Annotated in this window: 18 protein-coding genes, 2 pseudogenes and 1 other annotated feature; of the genes and pseudogenes, 3 read left to right on the top strand and 17 right to left on the bottom strand. The window is 55.0% G+C overall.

The annotated features are described in order from the left end of the window. Positions 1-9: 9 nt before the first annotated feature. Positions 10-612: a YqaA family protein gene (locus tag CTT34_RS07485; protein WP_159341871.1), complete on the top strand. Its 603-nt coding sequence runs from the start codon at positions 10-12 to the stop codon at positions 610-612. 54 nt (positions 613-666) lie between these two features. On the opposite strand, the gene CTT34_RS07480 is transcribed toward CTT34_RS07485, so the two are convergent. Both CTT34_RS07480 and CTT34_RS07475 read right to left on the bottom strand, forming a co-directional pair. Then, positions 667-1,077 (bottom strand): DUF4019 domain-containing protein, encoded by a 411-nt coding sequence (locus tag CTT34_RS07480; protein WP_159341870.1) that lies wholly within the window; start codon positions 1,075-1,077, stop codon positions 667-669. A gap of 118 nt (positions 1,078-1,195) precedes the next feature. Continuing rightward, positions 1,196-1,657, bottom strand: a complete 462-nt coding sequence (locus tag CTT34_RS07475) for a GNAT family N-acetyltransferase (RefSeq protein WP_159341869.1) — start codon at positions 1,655-1,657, stop codon at positions 1,196-1,198. A gap of 90 nt (positions 1,658-1,747) precedes the next feature. On the opposite strand from CTT34_RS07475, the gene CTT34_RS07470 reads away from it, so the two are divergent. Next, positions 1,748-2,503, top strand: a complete 756-nt coding sequence (locus CTT34_RS07470) for a class I SAM-dependent DNA methyltransferase (RefSeq protein WP_159341868.1) — start codon at positions 1,748-1,750, stop codon at positions 2,501-2,503. Here the strand turns inward: CTT34_RS07470 and CTT34_RS07465 are convergent. After that, on the bottom strand, positions 2,500-2,970 hold the full coding sequence (locus tag CTT34_RS07465) for a YehS family protein (protein WP_159341867.1): 471 nt from the start codon (positions 2,968-2,970) through the stop codon (positions 2,500-2,502). The genes CTT34_RS07470 and CTT34_RS07465 overlap by 4 nt on opposite strands. A 9-nt stretch (positions 2,971-2,979) precedes the next feature. Beyond that, positions 2,980-3,402 carry a tetratricopeptide repeat protein gene (locus CTT34_RS07460; RefSeq protein WP_159341866.1) on the bottom strand — a complete coding sequence of 141 codons (423 nt, stop codon included), beginning with the start codon at positions 3,400-3,402 and terminating at the stop codon, positions 2,980-2,982. Positions 3,403-3,615: 213 nt separating this feature from the next. Here CTT34_RS07460 and CTT34_RS07455 point away from each other — a divergent pair, with 213 nt between their 5' ends. After that, complete coding sequence (locus CTT34_RS07455) at positions 3,616-4,815, top strand: DEAD/DEAH box helicase (protein WP_159341865.1); 1,200 nt, start codon at positions 3,616-3,618, stop codon at positions 4,813-4,815. Between the two features lie 49 nt (positions 4,816-4,864). On the opposite strand, the gene rho is transcribed toward CTT34_RS07455, so the two are convergent. The 13 genes and pseudogenes from rho to CTT34_RS07390 form a co-directional block, all read right to left on the bottom strand. Continuing rightward, on the bottom strand, positions 4,865-5,821 hold the full coding sequence (gene rho / locus CTT34_RS07450) for a transcription termination factor Rho (RefSeq protein ID WP_159341864.1): 957 nt from the start codon (positions 5,819-5,821) through the stop codon (positions 4,865-4,867). Positions 5,822-6,057: 236 nt separating this feature from the next. Next, a pseudogene (locus tag CTT34_RS07445) lies at positions 6,058-6,297 on the bottom strand (Txe/YoeB family addiction module toxin); the annotation flags it as partial. 32 nt (positions 6,298-6,329) lie between these two features. After that, positions 6,330-7,546 (bottom strand): IS3 family transposase gene (locus CTT34_RS07440; RefSeq protein ID WP_159340751.1). Its coding sequence is split into 2 segments (ribosomal slippage): positions 6,330-7,261 and positions 7,261-7,546, totalling 1,218 coding nucleotides; the frame shifts between segments, so codons are not numbered across the junction. Beyond that, positions 7,155-7,271: a sequence feature (AL1L pseudoknot), on the bottom strand. (Overlaps the previous gene by 117 nt.) An 80-nt stretch (positions 7,547-7,626) precedes the next feature. After that, entirely contained in the window at positions 7,627-7,869 is a 243-nt protein-coding gene (locus CTT34_RS07435; protein WP_159341863.1) for a type II toxin-antitoxin system Phd/YefM family antitoxin, read from the bottom strand. Between the two features lie 114 nt (positions 7,870-7,983). Beyond that, positions 7,984-8,244, bottom strand: a pseudogene (locus CTT34_RS07430) (transposase); the annotation flags it as partial. 101 nt (positions 8,245-8,345) lie between these two features. Continuing rightward, a complete protein-coding gene (locus CTT34_RS07425) occupies positions 8,346-8,639 on the bottom strand; it encodes a hypothetical protein (RefSeq protein WP_159341862.1) in 294 nt (97 codons plus the stop codon). 98 nt (positions 8,640-8,737) lie between these two features. Beyond that, positions 8,738-9,247, bottom strand: coding sequence for a hypothetical protein (locus CTT34_RS07420; protein WP_217352984.1), 510 nt, complete (start codon positions 9,245-9,247; stop codon positions 8,738-8,740). Between the two features lie 128 nt (positions 9,248-9,375). Beyond that, positions 9,376-9,783, bottom strand: a complete 408-nt coding sequence (locus CTT34_RS07415; protein WP_162527872.1) for a hypothetical protein — start codon at positions 9,781-9,783, stop codon at positions 9,376-9,378. A gap of 137 nt (positions 9,784-9,920) precedes the next feature. Further along, positions 9,921-10,418, bottom strand: coding sequence for a GNAT family N-acetyltransferase (locus tag CTT34_RS07410; protein WP_159341859.1), 498 nt, complete (start codon positions 10,416-10,418; stop codon positions 9,921-9,923). Positions 10,419-11,127: 709 nt separating this feature from the next. Next, positions 11,128-12,150: an IS110 family RNA-guided transposase gene (locus CTT34_RS07405; RefSeq protein WP_044630514.1), complete on the bottom strand. Its 1,023-nt coding sequence runs from the start codon at positions 12,148-12,150 to the stop codon at positions 11,128-11,130. A 257-nt stretch (positions 12,151-12,407) separates the two neighbouring features. Continuing rightward, a complete protein-coding gene (gene cobO, locus CTT34_RS07400) occupies positions 12,408-13,019 on the bottom strand; it encodes a cob(I)yrinic acid a,c-diamide adenosyltransferase (protein ID WP_159341858.1) in 612 nt (203 codons plus the stop codon). Positions 13,020-13,059: 40 nt separating this feature from the next. Further along, positions 13,060-13,500, bottom strand: a complete 441-nt coding sequence (locus CTT34_RS07395; RefSeq protein WP_159341857.1) for a YtoQ family protein — start codon at positions 13,498-13,500, stop codon at positions 13,060-13,062. 110 nt (positions 13,501-13,610) lie between these two features. Continuing rightward, on the bottom strand, positions 13,611-14,921 hold the full coding sequence (locus CTT34_RS07390) for a cobyrinic acid a,c-diamide synthase CobB (protein ID WP_159341856.1): 1,311 nt from the start codon (positions 14,919-14,921) through the stop codon (positions 13,611-13,613). Positions 14,922-14,932: the final 11 nt, after the last annotated feature.

The following is a 14,932-nucleotide window of genomic DNA, read 5'->3' as shown; positions in this document are numbered from 1 at the left end:
CGTCGATCCATGGCCTTCACCTCCACGCGAACCAAACAGTGGTTCGAGCGTATCAACGGCTCGAAAAATATGCTGTGGCTGCTCGCCACGCTCTCCTTTCTGGAAACCATCATCCTACCGATTCCCATCGAGCTTGTGCTGATCCCGCTCATGGCGGTGAACCGGCAGCGTATTTGGGCGATTGCCACCGCCACCACGCTGGGCTGTTTGGCGGCCTCCATCGTGGGCTATGGCGTGGGCATGGTGCTGTATCAGTCGGTGGGCACCTGGTTCATCGACTTCATGGGAATGGAGCAAAGCTATCAGGCGTTTCAAAGCTTCTTCGACCAGTACGGCTTCGCCGCCATTTTAGCGATTGGCATTCTACCCATCCCGTTTCAGGTGGCGATGATCACCGCTGGGCTTTCCGGCTACCCGATCGTGCTGTTCGCCTTGGCCGCCCTGATTGCCCGCGGGCTGCGCTACTATGGACTAGCGTGGCTCGTGCACCGCTTTGGTCACCGAGTGGAAAGCATGTGGAGACACCACGCGCTGACAACCAGCTTGGTACTGGGTAGCGTGGTGCTGCTGGTAGTGCTGGGGATGCAGGCGCTGGCAGGATTGATCGTGTAGAAAAAACACCATAGCCGCCAACGTTGGCGGCTATTGATGGGCGCTCAAAGCACGTTACTGCACGTAATACCCACTCACCCGCCACGTGCCCTCTTCCAGATGTGGCGTAACGACTTCAACCACGCGCTGGTTGTTCGTGAACTGGGTTTGAAAAGCGAACTCTTTGTAGTCGTTGCGGGGGGCACCCGGCATCGAGGTGTACTGCGACATGCGGATGCGCCGCCGAGACTCCACGCTGCCTAGCTCGCTACGTGCCAGCGTCACTACCCGTTGCAGCATAGTAGGCGACAGCGGCGTTTTCAGCAGCGGCGACGACTTTTCCCACGCCTGTTCGTACTCACCTTGATCGATCGCTTCCAACCACGCCAGCGCGGCCGCTTCCGCCGCCTCGACGCTGGACGCCTGCGCATAAGTAGTCAACGCCAGCAACAGAGCGGAGAGAAATAGAGCAAGGGGTTTTGGCATAGCAGCCTCTTATGGCAATCCAACAATTCGTGCGACTTAAGTAGTTATCGGAACATCACACCATTTCTTTAATCACATTACCCCTAAAGCGATAACCAAACTGTGAAAGAGTGCAAAATCACTCACTCAGCCGCCGCGTCATAAAACAGCTATTCGGATCTTGCTGATAATCGCCAAACGGCCCGCAGTACTCGAACCCGAACTTGGCGTATAACCGCCGGGCAGGCTCGAAAAAGGCCATCGACCCCGTTTCCAAGCTCAGCGTGTAATACCCCCGGGAGCGCGCTTGCTCCAATAAATGCGCCAAGAGCTGAGCGGCGACGCCCTGCTGGCGGGAGGCTGGCGCGGTGCGCATGGATTTCAGCTCCGCTTGGCCGTTGCCCAGCGACTTCAGCGCCGCACACCCTAACAGCACGCCGTCCCGCCGAGCGCAGTAGAAGGTAATCTCTGGCGCTTTGAGCGCCGTCACATCAAGGGCATGAATACTTTCAGGTGGCGATGTGGCGTGCATATCGGCCATATGCTCTTCAAGCAGCGTTATTACGTCTTGCTCTTCCAATGTCTCAACGCGTATTTGCATACGTGGCTCCCCTGCCTTCGCTTCTCAAACCCCAATCGCTCGTTTACTATGCGCCACCCAATGTATTTCAGCCCTCACCATTAGGCCACTATGTCCGTCAACGCACTCTACACCGACCTTTCTGGCTACTACGATTTGATGTGCGTCGACATCGACTACCAGGCCCAGAGCAACGCCATTCGTCGCCTGCATCAGATTTTTGGCAACGAAGGCAAACGCCATCTGGATGTCGCCTGCGGCACCGGCCCCCACGTACGTCATTTTCTGGATGCTGGCTTCACCAGCAGCGGCTTGGACATCAACCAGCCGATGCTGGATATCGCCGCCCAACGCTGCCCAGAGGCAAGCTTCTCACTACAAGACATGAGCCGCTTCGAGGTCGACGAACCGCTGGATCTCATCACCTGCTTTCTTTACTCCATCCACTACAACGATGGCCTCGAGAAGCTCGGCGACTGCATCGCCAGCGCTCACCGCGCCTTGAACGAGGGCGGCGTGTTCTGCTTCAACGTGGTGGATAAACAGCGGATCGATAACGAGCTGTTCGTAAAGCACACGGCCCAGCAGGCGGAGGAGTCTTTCACTTTCCGCTCGGGATGGCACTACAGCGGCCAAGGGGAGCGGCAGTCGCTGCGACTGAGCATCGAAAAGACCACGGCGGAGACAACGCAGGTGTGGCACGACGAGCACCCCATGGTGGCCGTCAGTTTTAGCGAACTCATCGCCCTGTTGGAGCCTACCTTCGAGGTGCACGTGTTCGAGCACGATTACCAGACCATCACGCCCTGGGATAACGTCTCGGGCAATGCGATCTTCGTGTGTGTGAAACGCGAGCGCCTCGCTTAACCGTTATCGTTGGGGCGAAGCTGCCGCTGTACGCCCATCAAGAAATTACGCAGCATTTGGTCTTTGCACTCGCGATAATTCTTGTGACTCGGCTTGCGGAAAAACGCACTGAGTTCGTGAGGGCTGAGCGGCAGGCCCACCTGATCGAACACTTCTAAAATATCCTCTGCCTTCATGTTCAGCGCGATGCGCAGTTTCTGGAACACCATATTGTTGTTCAACTGCGCTTCCGGGGCAGGCTGCGGGCCTTCGCGCTTGCCGCGCTTAAAGCTGATGAAACCGTTCAAAAACGACGCCAGCTCTTTGTTCTTCATGGTCACGAAGGCGTCGTCTTCGTCTTTTTTCAGCCACGCCGTCACCTGCTCCTGGGTCACGCTCACATCCGCCAGGGCGAAGATCTTGACGATGGTGTTGTCTTTCAAATCGAAGGTGTAGCGAATACGGCGAAAAATATCGTTATTGGTCAAAATGGGGTCCTAGGCGTGGGTTAGCGTGGCCAGCAGTTCATCGATTTCTGCTTTCAGCTCGTTATCTTCGATCGTTTGGGCACTGGCCTGGGCCTGCTGCAAGCGTTCAATGGCCGCCTGGGTGTCGCTCAGCTCCACGTGCAGCGACCCCATGGAAAACCCAATCGAAGCAATGTGGTCATTCGACTGCTTCGCCACCGCTTTATCCAGCGATTTTTGGTAGATGGGCAGCGCGTCCTCTAGTTCTTCGGTGAAGTCGGCCAGGGTTTCCCACTGCTCCGGGTGGTCTTTCTCGGTGTTCTCGTGCTCGGTGCAGATCGCCTGCAGCTCGGCATACAGCGCTTCAAAGGTGGCGCGGTCATCTTTGGCAGCGGCCTTCATCAGCTTTTCGGCGAGTTCGTACACCGCCTTGTAAATTTTGGTGTTAATCATGGACCACTACCCTGTTCATTCGGAATGGAGACAAAACGCCCTACATGCGTGTGCGTTTAGCGTCATGGCAGGATTATACCTTGTGGGGATGGGCACACGGGGAAAGGTTGGATGGAAATAAACGCGTATTCGAGCGTCGGACGACTGATTTTACGCTATGCTGCACCACTTTTTATTTTCGACACCCCTTACGACACTCTGTCAGAGCTTCTCATGCCCTTTGCAAAACTAGGCTTATCCAGCCCTCTCGTTCAGGCGATTACCGAACTCGGTTACAAAACGCCAACGCCCATCCAAGAACAAGCGATTCCTGCCATTCTGTCGGGTAAAGACTTAATCGCCACCGCACAAACCGGCACGGGCAAAACCGCGGCCTTTGTGCTGCCGCTGCTGGAACAGTTCAGCAAAGCCGCAGAGCCGCTGCGCGGTAAACGCATCCGTGCGCTGATCCTTGTGCCCACCCGTGAGCTGGCGGTTCAGGTGGAAGCCAGCGTGGCGCAATACGCCAAGCATACCCCGCTCACCTCAATGGCCGCGTATGGCGGCGTAGATACCGCTCCGCAAAAAGAGCGCTTGATTGAAGGGGTGGATATTCTGGTCGCCACACCGGGCAGGCTACTGGATTTGGCGCATCAGCGCGCGCTGCACTTCGATGAACTGCAAGTCATGGTGCTGGACGAAGCGGACAGAATGGTGGATATGGGCTTTGTCGATGATATCCACAAAATCATCGTGCGCCTGCCGGAGAACCGTCAGAACCTGCTGTTCACGGCCACCATGACCAACGACGTGCGCGCCATCGCCCACGCGTTTTCAGACAGCAAAATGACCGACATGGCGGCGAACATCTCCATTGCGCCCAACGTGCGCGCCGCCGCCACCATCACACAGTGGCTGATCACGGTCGACAAAGACACCAAGTCCGCCCTGTTGAGCCATCTAATCACCGAGCAAGCGTGGGATCAGGCGCTGATCTTCGTCGAGAAAAAGCACAACGCGGCCAAGCTGGTGGCTCAGTTGGAAAAGCGCGGCATTCAAGCGGATTCCATCCATGGCGGCAGAAGCCAAGCCATGCGTGAAAAGGTGTTGGATCAGTTCAAATCGGGCGAACTGAAGTACCTGGTAGCTACGGGCGTCGCCGCGCGGGGGTTGGATATTGGGGAACTCAGCCGCGTGGTGAATTACGATTTACCCTTCCAGCCGGAAGAGTACATCCACCGCATTGGCCGCACCGGCCGAGCGGGTGCCTCCGGTGAAGCCATCTCGCTGGTCGATATCAGCGACTTTAAAAACCTGTGTGCGATTGAAAGGCGCTTGAAAAACACGATTGAGCGCAAAGAAGTGGAAGGCTTCCCGGTCAAAAAAGCCGTGCCCGCGTCTAACCTGAACCACGTTAAAAAAAGCAGCCGTTAAGCGTTCACAAAGAAGCTCACTTTTAAGACTACAAGGGTGAGCTTCACCTCTACTCAGCGGGCGAAAAAGCCTCCAACAGCTCGGCATTCGTGGGGTATTTCTCCAACAGCGCAAGCAGCTTCTGCGCGCCCTCTATGGGCTTAAGCGGTGTTAACGCTCTGCGCAGGGTGCGTACTTTTTCAATATCTTTAGCATCAATCAACAGCTCTTCTCGGCGGGTACTGCTTTTGGCAATATCAATCGCCGGAAAAATTCGTTGATTCGCCACGTCCCGTGATAGCACCAGCTCCATATTGCCCGTCCCTTTAAACTCCTCAAAAATCACCTGATCCATACGGCTTCCCGTATCCACCAGCACGGTGGCCAGAATGGTGAGCGAACCGCCGTTTTCGATTTTTCGCGCCGCGCCAAACAGCTTGCGGGGGATTTCCATCGCCCGGGAATCCAGCCCACCCGACATTGTGCGCCCATTGCCCCGCTGCTCGGCATTGTGAACCCGCGAAAGCCTGGTGAGTGAATCGATCACGATCATCACATCGTGCCCATCGCCTGCCTGCTGTCGCGCTTTATCCAGCAGCTGATCAGCCATCCGCACATGGTGCGCGTAGCTTTCATCGGACGATGAGGCATGCACGTCAGCCGACACGCTGCGCTTAAAATCGGTGACTTCTTCCGGGCGCTCATCAATCAGCAATGCGTACAGCTTTATCTCCGGGTAAGCCTCCGCCACGGCTTGGCAGATATGCTTTAACAGCGTCGTTTTGCCAGAACCGGGCGGTGCCACAATCAACCCCCGCTGCCCCATCCCGATGGGCGTAATCAAATCCATCGCCCGCACGGTGCGGGGCTGATCACTGGGCGCTAAATACAGGCGTGGGGAAGGATGAATAGCGGTGCCGTTTAGAAAGCGTGTTATGGGGTCGTTGTGGGTTGGGTCTTCGACTTCGTTGGTGGGTTTGGGCTGTGGTGGTCTTTTCGTTTTGAGGCTTAGAGTTTTGCGGGTCATAGGTTGGGGCCGTCTTGTCAAAGTTGGGATTCGTGGTTGGCCGTGTTCGCGGTTACCTGACGGCGGATGTAAAACTAGGCATGGTATTCATCGACCTCTATGACAGTACGTAGCGTCTTTTCGGGCTGCTGAATATCTACCGATGCTAGGGCGATACGAATGGCATGGGCGCGCCTGAACTGCCGGCTGAAAGGGCACAGCGGTAGACACACTGATGCACTGTTGTTGGTTATGCATTATTCGTAGTGGCTCCAGAGCCTCAGAACTTTCACCACCCGTTCCTCTTCCAGTACTTGGTAAACCAGACGATGCTGAATATTGATGCGCCGTGAATAGGCCCCCGCAAGATCCCCAATGAGTTTCTCGAAAGGAGGCGGCTTGCGGTAAGGGTCTTCTGTGATCAGCGCCAACAATTCCTGGGCTTTTGGTTTGAGGCCACTGGAGGCCAGTTTCTTTGCATCTTTCTGGGTGAACCGCCCCGGTTATTCCGGAGACCGGTTTGTTTGAGTCAAGCAGCTTCACCCGACTCTTCCAGTTGACGATAATACGTCCTTTCTCGTTCTGCTGGTGGAACGTTTCCGATGGGTTCCAGCAGTCGGCGGTTGTTGAACCAGTCAACCCACTCCAGCGTGGCATACTCAACGGCATCCAGTCCCCTCCATGGGCCACGATGATGGATCACCTCCGTTTTGAACAAGCCGATGATGGTTTCAGCCAGCGCATTGTCGTAGGAGTCGCCGGTGGTGCCGACTGAGGCATTGATACCCTCGTCAGCCATACGCTCGGTGTAGCGGATCGAGAGATATTGGCTTCCCCTATCACTATGATGGATCAACCCTTGTCTGTGTTTTCGTGCCCACAGAGCTTGCTCCAGAGCGTCCAGCACCAGTGCCGTTCTCATCGACGTCGCTACACGCCAACCCACGATACAGCGTGCATAAACATCGATAACGAACGCAACGTAAACGAAGCCAGACCAGGTAGCGACATAGGTAAAATCGGCTACCCAAAGCTGATTAGGACGCATAGCCGTAAAGTCACGTTTCACTAAATCAGGTGCCCGTTTCTGGCCGGGATCACTGAGGGTCGTGAAGGGGCGTTGGCCTCGCACCACGCCGCGAATTCCTAGGCGGCGCATGAGCCGTTCTACAGTGCAACGAGCAACATTAACGCCTTCACGGCGGAGTTGCCGCCAGACCTTACGGGCACCGTAGACGCAGAAGTTTTCTTCCCACACGCGCTGAATCTCAGCGGTAAGAAACGCATCCTGTCGATACCGGTCTGCCCGCCGTTCAGGATCAGCTTCAAGTGCCTTGTGGTGGTAATACGTCGATGGGGCGATTGGCAGTTGACTACAAATCGACTCGACCCCGAACTGAGCACGATGCTCGTCGATAAATGACACCATCAATTGGGTTTGCGGTCGAGCTCCGCCTGGGCGAAAAAAGCAGCCGCCTTACGGAGAATTTCATTAGCGCGCTTCAATTCGACGTTTTCACGCTCTAGCTGCTTGAGTCGTTCATTTTCAGGCAGGTTAACCGAGCTGTTTTCCTGCGTGAGTTCTGTGCGTTTGCACCAGGCTCTCAAAGTCTCTGGTGTACAGCCGAACTTGCTGGCAATGGAGCAGATCGCCGCCCACTTGGACGGGTATTCGCCTTGCTGTTCAAGGACTAATCGAACAGCTCGCTCCCGGACTTCTGGGGAATATCGTTTTGGTGAGTTCATAACTCCATCCTCTCAAGATATGGAGTCTCCGGTAAAGCCGGGGCGGTTCAGGGCTTGCTTGGTGTAAACCAACTTCCATGTCACCAGTCCAGCTCCTCATCGCACTCATCCAAGGGGGTATCTATCCCCTCACGAATAGACTCCCGCATACCCGCCACGGAGAGCAGGTAAAGTGTTTCCTGAATGGCAGACCAGTCTTCCTCGGAAACCAGGACGGCTTTGTTTCGCTTACCCATGATGACGATGGGTTGGTGGGACTCGGCGGTCTCGTCGATCAACCGATATAAGTTGCTGCGCGCCTCAGTGGCTGTGATTCCTGTCATGACGCACCTCTTGTGTGTACCGTTTTTCACTCAATGTACGCCTTTCGGTACGTACGTCAAGACGGACGCTTTGAATAGCGCCTGGCTTTGCGGCGTGCCGGGATGCTCGCACTTTTTGCTCAGCGCCTCACGAGTGACCTCCATCTCCCGTAGCGACTCCGCAGGCGGCTTCTTCAAGCGCCCATTTTCGGCTTTGAGTTCTTTGAGCCGCTTGGCATCAGGCACACTCATGCCACCAAACTTGCTGCGCCACAGATAGTAACTGGCTTCTGAGAAACCGCTCCGACGGCATAGCTCATTGCTGGGGACGCCCGTCTCTGCTTCGCTCGAGAAGCCAATGATCTTTTCTTCGTTGAAACGTTTCTCCTGCCCCATCTCCTTAGCATGGGGTCGGACTCTAAAGTGTAGCGCTACTCAAACTGGGGGGTGACGTCGGAGGCACGACAGCGCTTTGTGCGGTCAACGGCAGCGCTTCGTTAGGTTTCTGATCTAAAAAAGTCAATTGCTTCGGAAAGTTTGGTTATTTGTTCTTTATTGCCGTTGATGACAGCTTGATGTAGAAGGCCGGAGAGTATTGCGCTGCGCGTAGTTTTCGGGACGACACAGGGGCTTAGCACCCCTCTAGACTGCGGGTAGTCCTTCCAATGAATTCCCAGCGCTTTCTCACCACCATGGTGCTGATTCTTGTGATCATATTTGCCGATGATCAATGTTAAACCACCATCTACGTAAATTTCTTGTGCGTTTTTCCAGTACGAAATCATTTCCATAAGTCACCTCCAGTAGATTTACCTAACGCTTGCAGCATGCGAGCCCATGGAATGGAGCCGAAGGCGCAATGTAATGGGCGTCGCCATGCCAGCACTTGTTATACATTTTTTGAAACTTTCTCCCAGACCGGTGATCGCCATTCACTCAAATAAGGCAGACAATTAACCAACAATAGCTCGTTTTCTCCACACAAATCAGCAAGCAGATCTGATAGTGGGTAATCAGCCGAATCCCTGCTATGAAGAATGGTGTCTACTGTTTTTTGCGCTCTATCCTGAAGCTCTGAAAGCCAGTAATGCCACTCAGGTTCATGTTTCCAATAGTTGGCCGCAGAGTGGACTAATTTTGCTACTGCGGCCCCATTTCTGCTTTTGGGCCCCAATTCTCTTGCTAGCCCAGGGTCAATTTCCACATCACGCAGAATATCGAATAGGTATCGCTGCATAGCACAGAACCCCGCGCCGATAAGATATTCACCTTTGTCACACATGCAATCTCTATCCCAAACATCCGATTTCATTAATTGGGCATTTGTTTTAGCCAGAGATACATCGATGGAACCCAGCAACTCTTCGAGATAGAAAAATTCGGCGTCCGCAAATTTCACCTGCCCTCCATCATTAAGCACAAGAAACACTGTGAATCCCTCTTGATATATAACGCCTGCCGTCACCGGTGGCAAAACTGAAGCGAAGCGCAGGTTTTGGCATCCGGTGTACGACCTGGTTATATGCTCTATCGGTCGTCACCGGAGTCAGCCTCGTCTATTTTTTGGACCAAATCTTGTAGCTCTTTAGCAACATCACCACCACCTCGGACAGTAACTCGGTGTCCTTTATAGTCCACCGTGACCTCTTTCTGAGGGCGGGTTTTGAGGTACTCGCTTATCAGTGGAGCGAGATGTTTTAGGAGGAACCCGGCAGAAGTGATGACCGCAGGTATAGAAAACCCCGAAATCAAGTCACTTGCGAACTGAGCGGAAGAGCTATTAGCACGAAATCCCGAGGTCATGAGGTTCGGCTTTTGCTCACCCTGAGACTCGCACTCCTGCATCAGTTGCTTAACAACTTCTGCCTGCCTCTCTTCATCGGTAGGCTTCCATCGATCAACATCATGTAGCGAGACCGCAAACCTGTTTTCCATGGCTATCTCTTCCTCATATAACGCCCGCCTAAGGGGCTGGCAACGCATTACCACCAAACTTAAACACAACAACCGAAACCACCTCGCTCAATGGGACTGGAAACGCCACGCGTTGACAGTCCCTCTTGAGCCGTTTGTTATGCATGTGCCACAACGCGAGCCATATAGTAAGCGTCAACGTAGCTGCCATTTCTGAATGCATAAGCTTTCGACTCACCTTCAATTACAAAGCCGAATTTCTTGTACAAGTTAATCGCTCGTTCGTTATCCACATAGACCGTCAATTCGATTCGTTTCAAATTCAGCCAGTTATCCGCTAAATCGATAACCGTTTTAAGTAAAGCACTACCAACACCTATACCTTGAACATCGTCTTTGACGCCCATACCGAATATACCAACGTGACGACGTCGCGGATTGGTACATAGCTCAAAGCCCAAATTACCTACTACTTCACCGTCCACTACTGCCACATACGCATAAACATGCTCTGGAATATTCTGGAAACGTTTTTCCCACATATCCGAGGATGGAAGCGGAAGTTGTAATGTGCTGGTGTAGGCATTTGGGCACTCATAAATTCCTTTTATCGCTTTAGCATCTGATGGCTCTGCTCGCCTGACTTCAACACCCATAGTTCCTCTTTCCTAAAAAATGCATAACAGTGATTATACAGCCTTCCACATAATATAACTGAACGCGCCAGCACGATTATTGGTGTTATATAGCCACTCAAATAATCATAATCCATTATTTTAATTGAACTATTTCTGGAACATGGCAGCATATCCAAAATTCGCGTGCCTGCTGCTTTTTAAGGTTCAATCATACTCTATTCATAAATTTAGCTTAGGTCACGCAGATTCTGGACAAATTGTGATTGGTCAAAGAATGGTGGTTGATGAGTGCGGAACTTGAGGTGGGTGCTTGCTTATGGCGTGGTGGATGGGCGGCTAGTTGCCTTCTTCGCTCGTTGCTCTCGCTCAGTCGTTACGCCGCGCTACGGGATTGGGCTATGTGGCTTTATCATCGCGAGCTAAAGCTCCCTTATATGGACCCGTCCCGTTGAGCAAGCAAGCCACGAGATGGACACGGATGAGGACTGCACGCTTATATCCGGCCTTTGATGATAGCGCTGCTATCTGGCCCTGATGGAATGCGCACTCTCTGCTCTTAATCTCCCACGCGGCCTCTCATTGGGCCTCCGAGCTTCACAGAGTGACAGAGAGTCGGTCTTACCTGTGTGCCATCAATTGCCTTACTCACGCAACCTCGGGTGTGCTTACTTCAAACAACAATATGACTTTTTTCTAAGGGCCTCGTCGAGGCAGCTGCCTCACTTTTCTATGCTTGATAAGAGCGTTGATGAGCGAGTATCGACCAGCAAATTCGCGCCATTTTGTTCGCCAAGGCCACAATCGCCTTGCGTTGGCCTACCCGTGCCGCCAACCGAATGATCCATTGCGCTAATCGGTCGGGGTGCTCTTGACGTTGAAACTGCCTCAACGCCGCTCTCGCCCCATGAACCAGTTGACGGCGGACCTCGCTATTGCCGCGTTTGGTAATGCTTTTCAAGATGTTCTTGCCGCCACTTGAGTACTGTCTTGGGACCAAGCCAATGGAGGCGCTAAATTGCCGTCCATTAGGGAAGCGCTTGGGATCCCCCATATGACTGAAGAGCAACGTGGCATTGACAGGGCCAATGCCTGGAACGCTCATCAATTGCTTCATGCTGGGAGTGGCCTGAACATACGCGCCGAGCCGTTTATCGTACTCGGCGATGCGCGTGTCGAGTGCTTGCCACTCGTCTAGGAGGTCATGCATGACGTCACACAAGGCGGTTCCCAACTGAGTGTGACGCTCGTCTAGTAATCGACGTATATCGCCTTGTCGGATGACACGGTGGCCTTGGGCCACAATGATGCCAAACTCATTTAACAGCCCGCGCAGCTCGTTGCCAACGGCCGTCCGAGCACGCACCAGGCGGCTGCGCACCCGGTGGAGTGCTTGTAGTGACTGCTGTTCCTGCGTTTTCACCGCCACGCGCCTTGTCGCTGGACGTGCTGCCGCCTCGGCAATACCGGCGGCATCACGCGCATCATTTTTATGGCCTTGAATAAACGGTTTGACGGCCTGCGGGGGAAGCAGGTGTGCCTCGTGACCCAGCTGCCGGATTTCACGTGCCCAATAGTGAGCGGAGCCACATGCTTCCATGGCCACGAGACAGGGCGGAAGGTTCCCGATCACGGTGCTTAACTGATCACGTTTAACCTTTTTGCTAAACACTTGATGGCCACGATTATCGACCGCATGAAGTTGGAAAACATGCTTGGCAAGATCAATACCCACAATGCTAATGTTGTTCATGGATGGATCCTCTTTCAAGATGCCGTCAGTGCTCTGCACACGTTAGATGAAGTGCTTCTTCATCTTGGCACAGAGGGACGGGTCCATCCCATTTCCCACAGGTGGCCACATTTAGTTTTGAGGGAATGTTAAGCTTTGTGGCTTGATCGTCGCGAGCTGAAGCTCCCTCCTACAACTTCAGGCCGCCAAAGCGCAGGGTAATGAGGGTTCGGTTATCGTCCCCTCACCATTCTCAATTCACTAACCGCCCTTCCCCCTTAAAGCTCTATCCCTTTCTGAGCTTTAATGCCTTGGTCTTTGAAGGCGTGTTTGACCACTTTCATTTCGGTGACGGTGTCGGCGAGGTCGATGAGTGGTTGGGGGGCGTAGCGGCCGGTGACGATGGCGTGCTGCATGGCGGGGCGGGCTTGTAGGTCGTCGAGGACTTGGTCTAGGTCGAGGTACTCGTAGCGTAGGGCGATGTTGAGTTCGTCGAGCAGTACCATGTGGTAGCTGTCGTCTTGGAGCATGCGCTTGGCTTGTTCCCAGGCGGCGTTGGCGGCGGCGACGTCGCGTTCGCGGTCTTGGGTGTCCCAGGTGTAGCCTTCGCCCATCACGTGGTAGTCCACGTTGGGCAGGTTGCGGAAGAAGGCTTCTTCGCCGGTGCTGAACGCGCCCTTGATGAACTGCACCACGCCGACCTTCATGCCGTGGCCAAGGGCGCGGGCGAGCATGCCAAAACCGGAGCTGCTTTTGCCTTTGCCGGGGCCGGTAAGCACCAGCAAGATGCCCTGCTCTTTATCGGCGCGGGCAATGCGCTCGTTCATGATTTTCTGCTTGGCCGCCATGCGCTGGGCATGGCGTTCTGGGGTTTTGGCATTTTCGCGCATGGGGTCTCCTTGGGGTGTTCTATCTTTTACGATCTAAGTTTTATGCTTTCAGCACGTAGCGCAGGGTTTCCACGACCTGATCGGTGGTGGTGCACCAGGCTTGCGCTTGGGCGTCGACTTCTTTCAGCGGGTGAACAATCTCTTCGCTGTGCAGGGTGATGTAGGGCTTGGCCAGTGCCGCGCAGTAGCCTGCGTCAAAGGCGGCATTCCACTGTTTGTACTTGTCGCCAAAGCGCACCACCACTAAATCCGCCTGTTCAATCATCGTGCGGGTGCGGATAGCGTTCACTTTGGACGACTGGTGGTCGCGCCAGAAGCCGTTGTCCGGTTTGCCCAGATGGTCGCCTGCTGCATCAGAGGCGTCGTGGTCGGTCACCGGGGCGGTGAAGACGACATCCAGGCCTGCCGCTTCTGCGCCGCGCTGGATCTCTTCACGCCAGTCAGTGTGAATCTCGCCGGAAAGGTATACGTAAAAGCTCATGGTAGCTCCTTTAGGGTTGGGGAGTGTCTCGCCGCTCTATGATAGCCCACTGCTGCTTTATGGAAAAACCTTCCATATTTTGGGCTTGTGGCTGCGCTCTCCCCTGCCCGTTACTCCGCTAGGTGAATTGGTTGGCCGGTGAAGATATCCGCCACCAGCCTGGGTGCTGAGGGGAAGTAGCCATGGAAGTAGCTAGCTACCAGCGCACCATCACGATAAATCGGCTCGGCTTCGCTACCGGCCAGTTTGCGGGTGCGAGCCAGCGGCTGCATGGAGGTTTCCAACAGCGAGTGGTGGTAGGTGTGGCCGCGCAGTTCGCCGCTATGGGTGTGCAGGCTTTGTAGCCCAAGTGCTGTCAGCTTACCGGCCATTTTGGCGGTGCCGGGCAGCAGCCCCATCATTGTGTGGCTTGTGCCTTCGCCGTCGACCAGCAGCTCAACGCAGCTCATTAGCCCGCCGCACTCGGCGAGAATGGGTTTGCTTGCGCGGTGATGGGCGCTGATCGCCTCGCGCATGGGCTGGTTGGCGCTGAAGCGGGCGGCGTGCAGTTCTGGGTAGCCGCCGGGCAGCCAGAGGGCATCGCATTCTGGCAGTGCTGCGTCGTTGAGCGGTGAGAAGAAGTGCAGCGTCGCGCCCATCTCTTCTAATACATCGAGATTCGCGCGGTAGATAAACGCGAAGGCGTCGTCTTTGGCGATAGCGATACGCACGCCGCGCAAATAGTCCGGTGCAGGCGTGGGGGCGTCAGCGCTTAGCGTTACCTCTTTAGGCAGGCGACCTAGCCCGGCGTCTTCTAACACCTTGGCGGCGGCATCTAGCTGGGCATCCAGGCCGCTCAGCTCGCTGGCTTGCACTAGGCCTAAGTGGCGGTCGGGGACTTTCATGGCGTCATGACGGGGAATTGCGCCTAGCAGCGCAATGCCTTCCGGCATGCTCTCATTCAACAGCTTACCGTGGCCGGGGCTGCCGATGCGGTTGGCGATCACTTCATGAATGGCGAGGTCGGGGTGGTAGTTGGCCAGGCCTTGGGCCACCGCGCCAAAGGTTTGCGCCATGCCCCAGGCATCGATCACCGGCAGCGCGGGAATGCCCGCCAGGATGGCTAAGTCCGCGCTGGAGGGCGAGCCATCGAATAGCCCCATGGAGCCTTCCACCAAAATCACGTCGGCTTCTTGGGCGGCTTTGGCTAAGCGCCAGCGGCATTCGTGCTCGCCGGTCATCCAGGGGTGAAGCTGATACACCGGCTGGCCGGAAGCGACTTCCTGCACCATGGGGTCTAGGTAGTCGGGGCCGTGTTTGAATACCCGCACGGTGCGCCCGGCGTTACGGTGCAGCCGCGCCAGCGCCGCCGTCACCATGGATTTGCCCTGGCCGGAACCGGGGGCGCTGATAAGTGCCGCGTGTGCTTTACCCTGGAACATGTTACTTCCTT

The sequence above is a fragment of the Halomonas meridiana genome, assembly GCF_009846525.1.
GTDB lineage: Bacteria > Pseudomonadota > Gammaproteobacteria > Pseudomonadales > Halomonadaceae > Vreelandella.
This window is presented reverse-complemented; position numbering and strand designations above follow the sequence as displayed.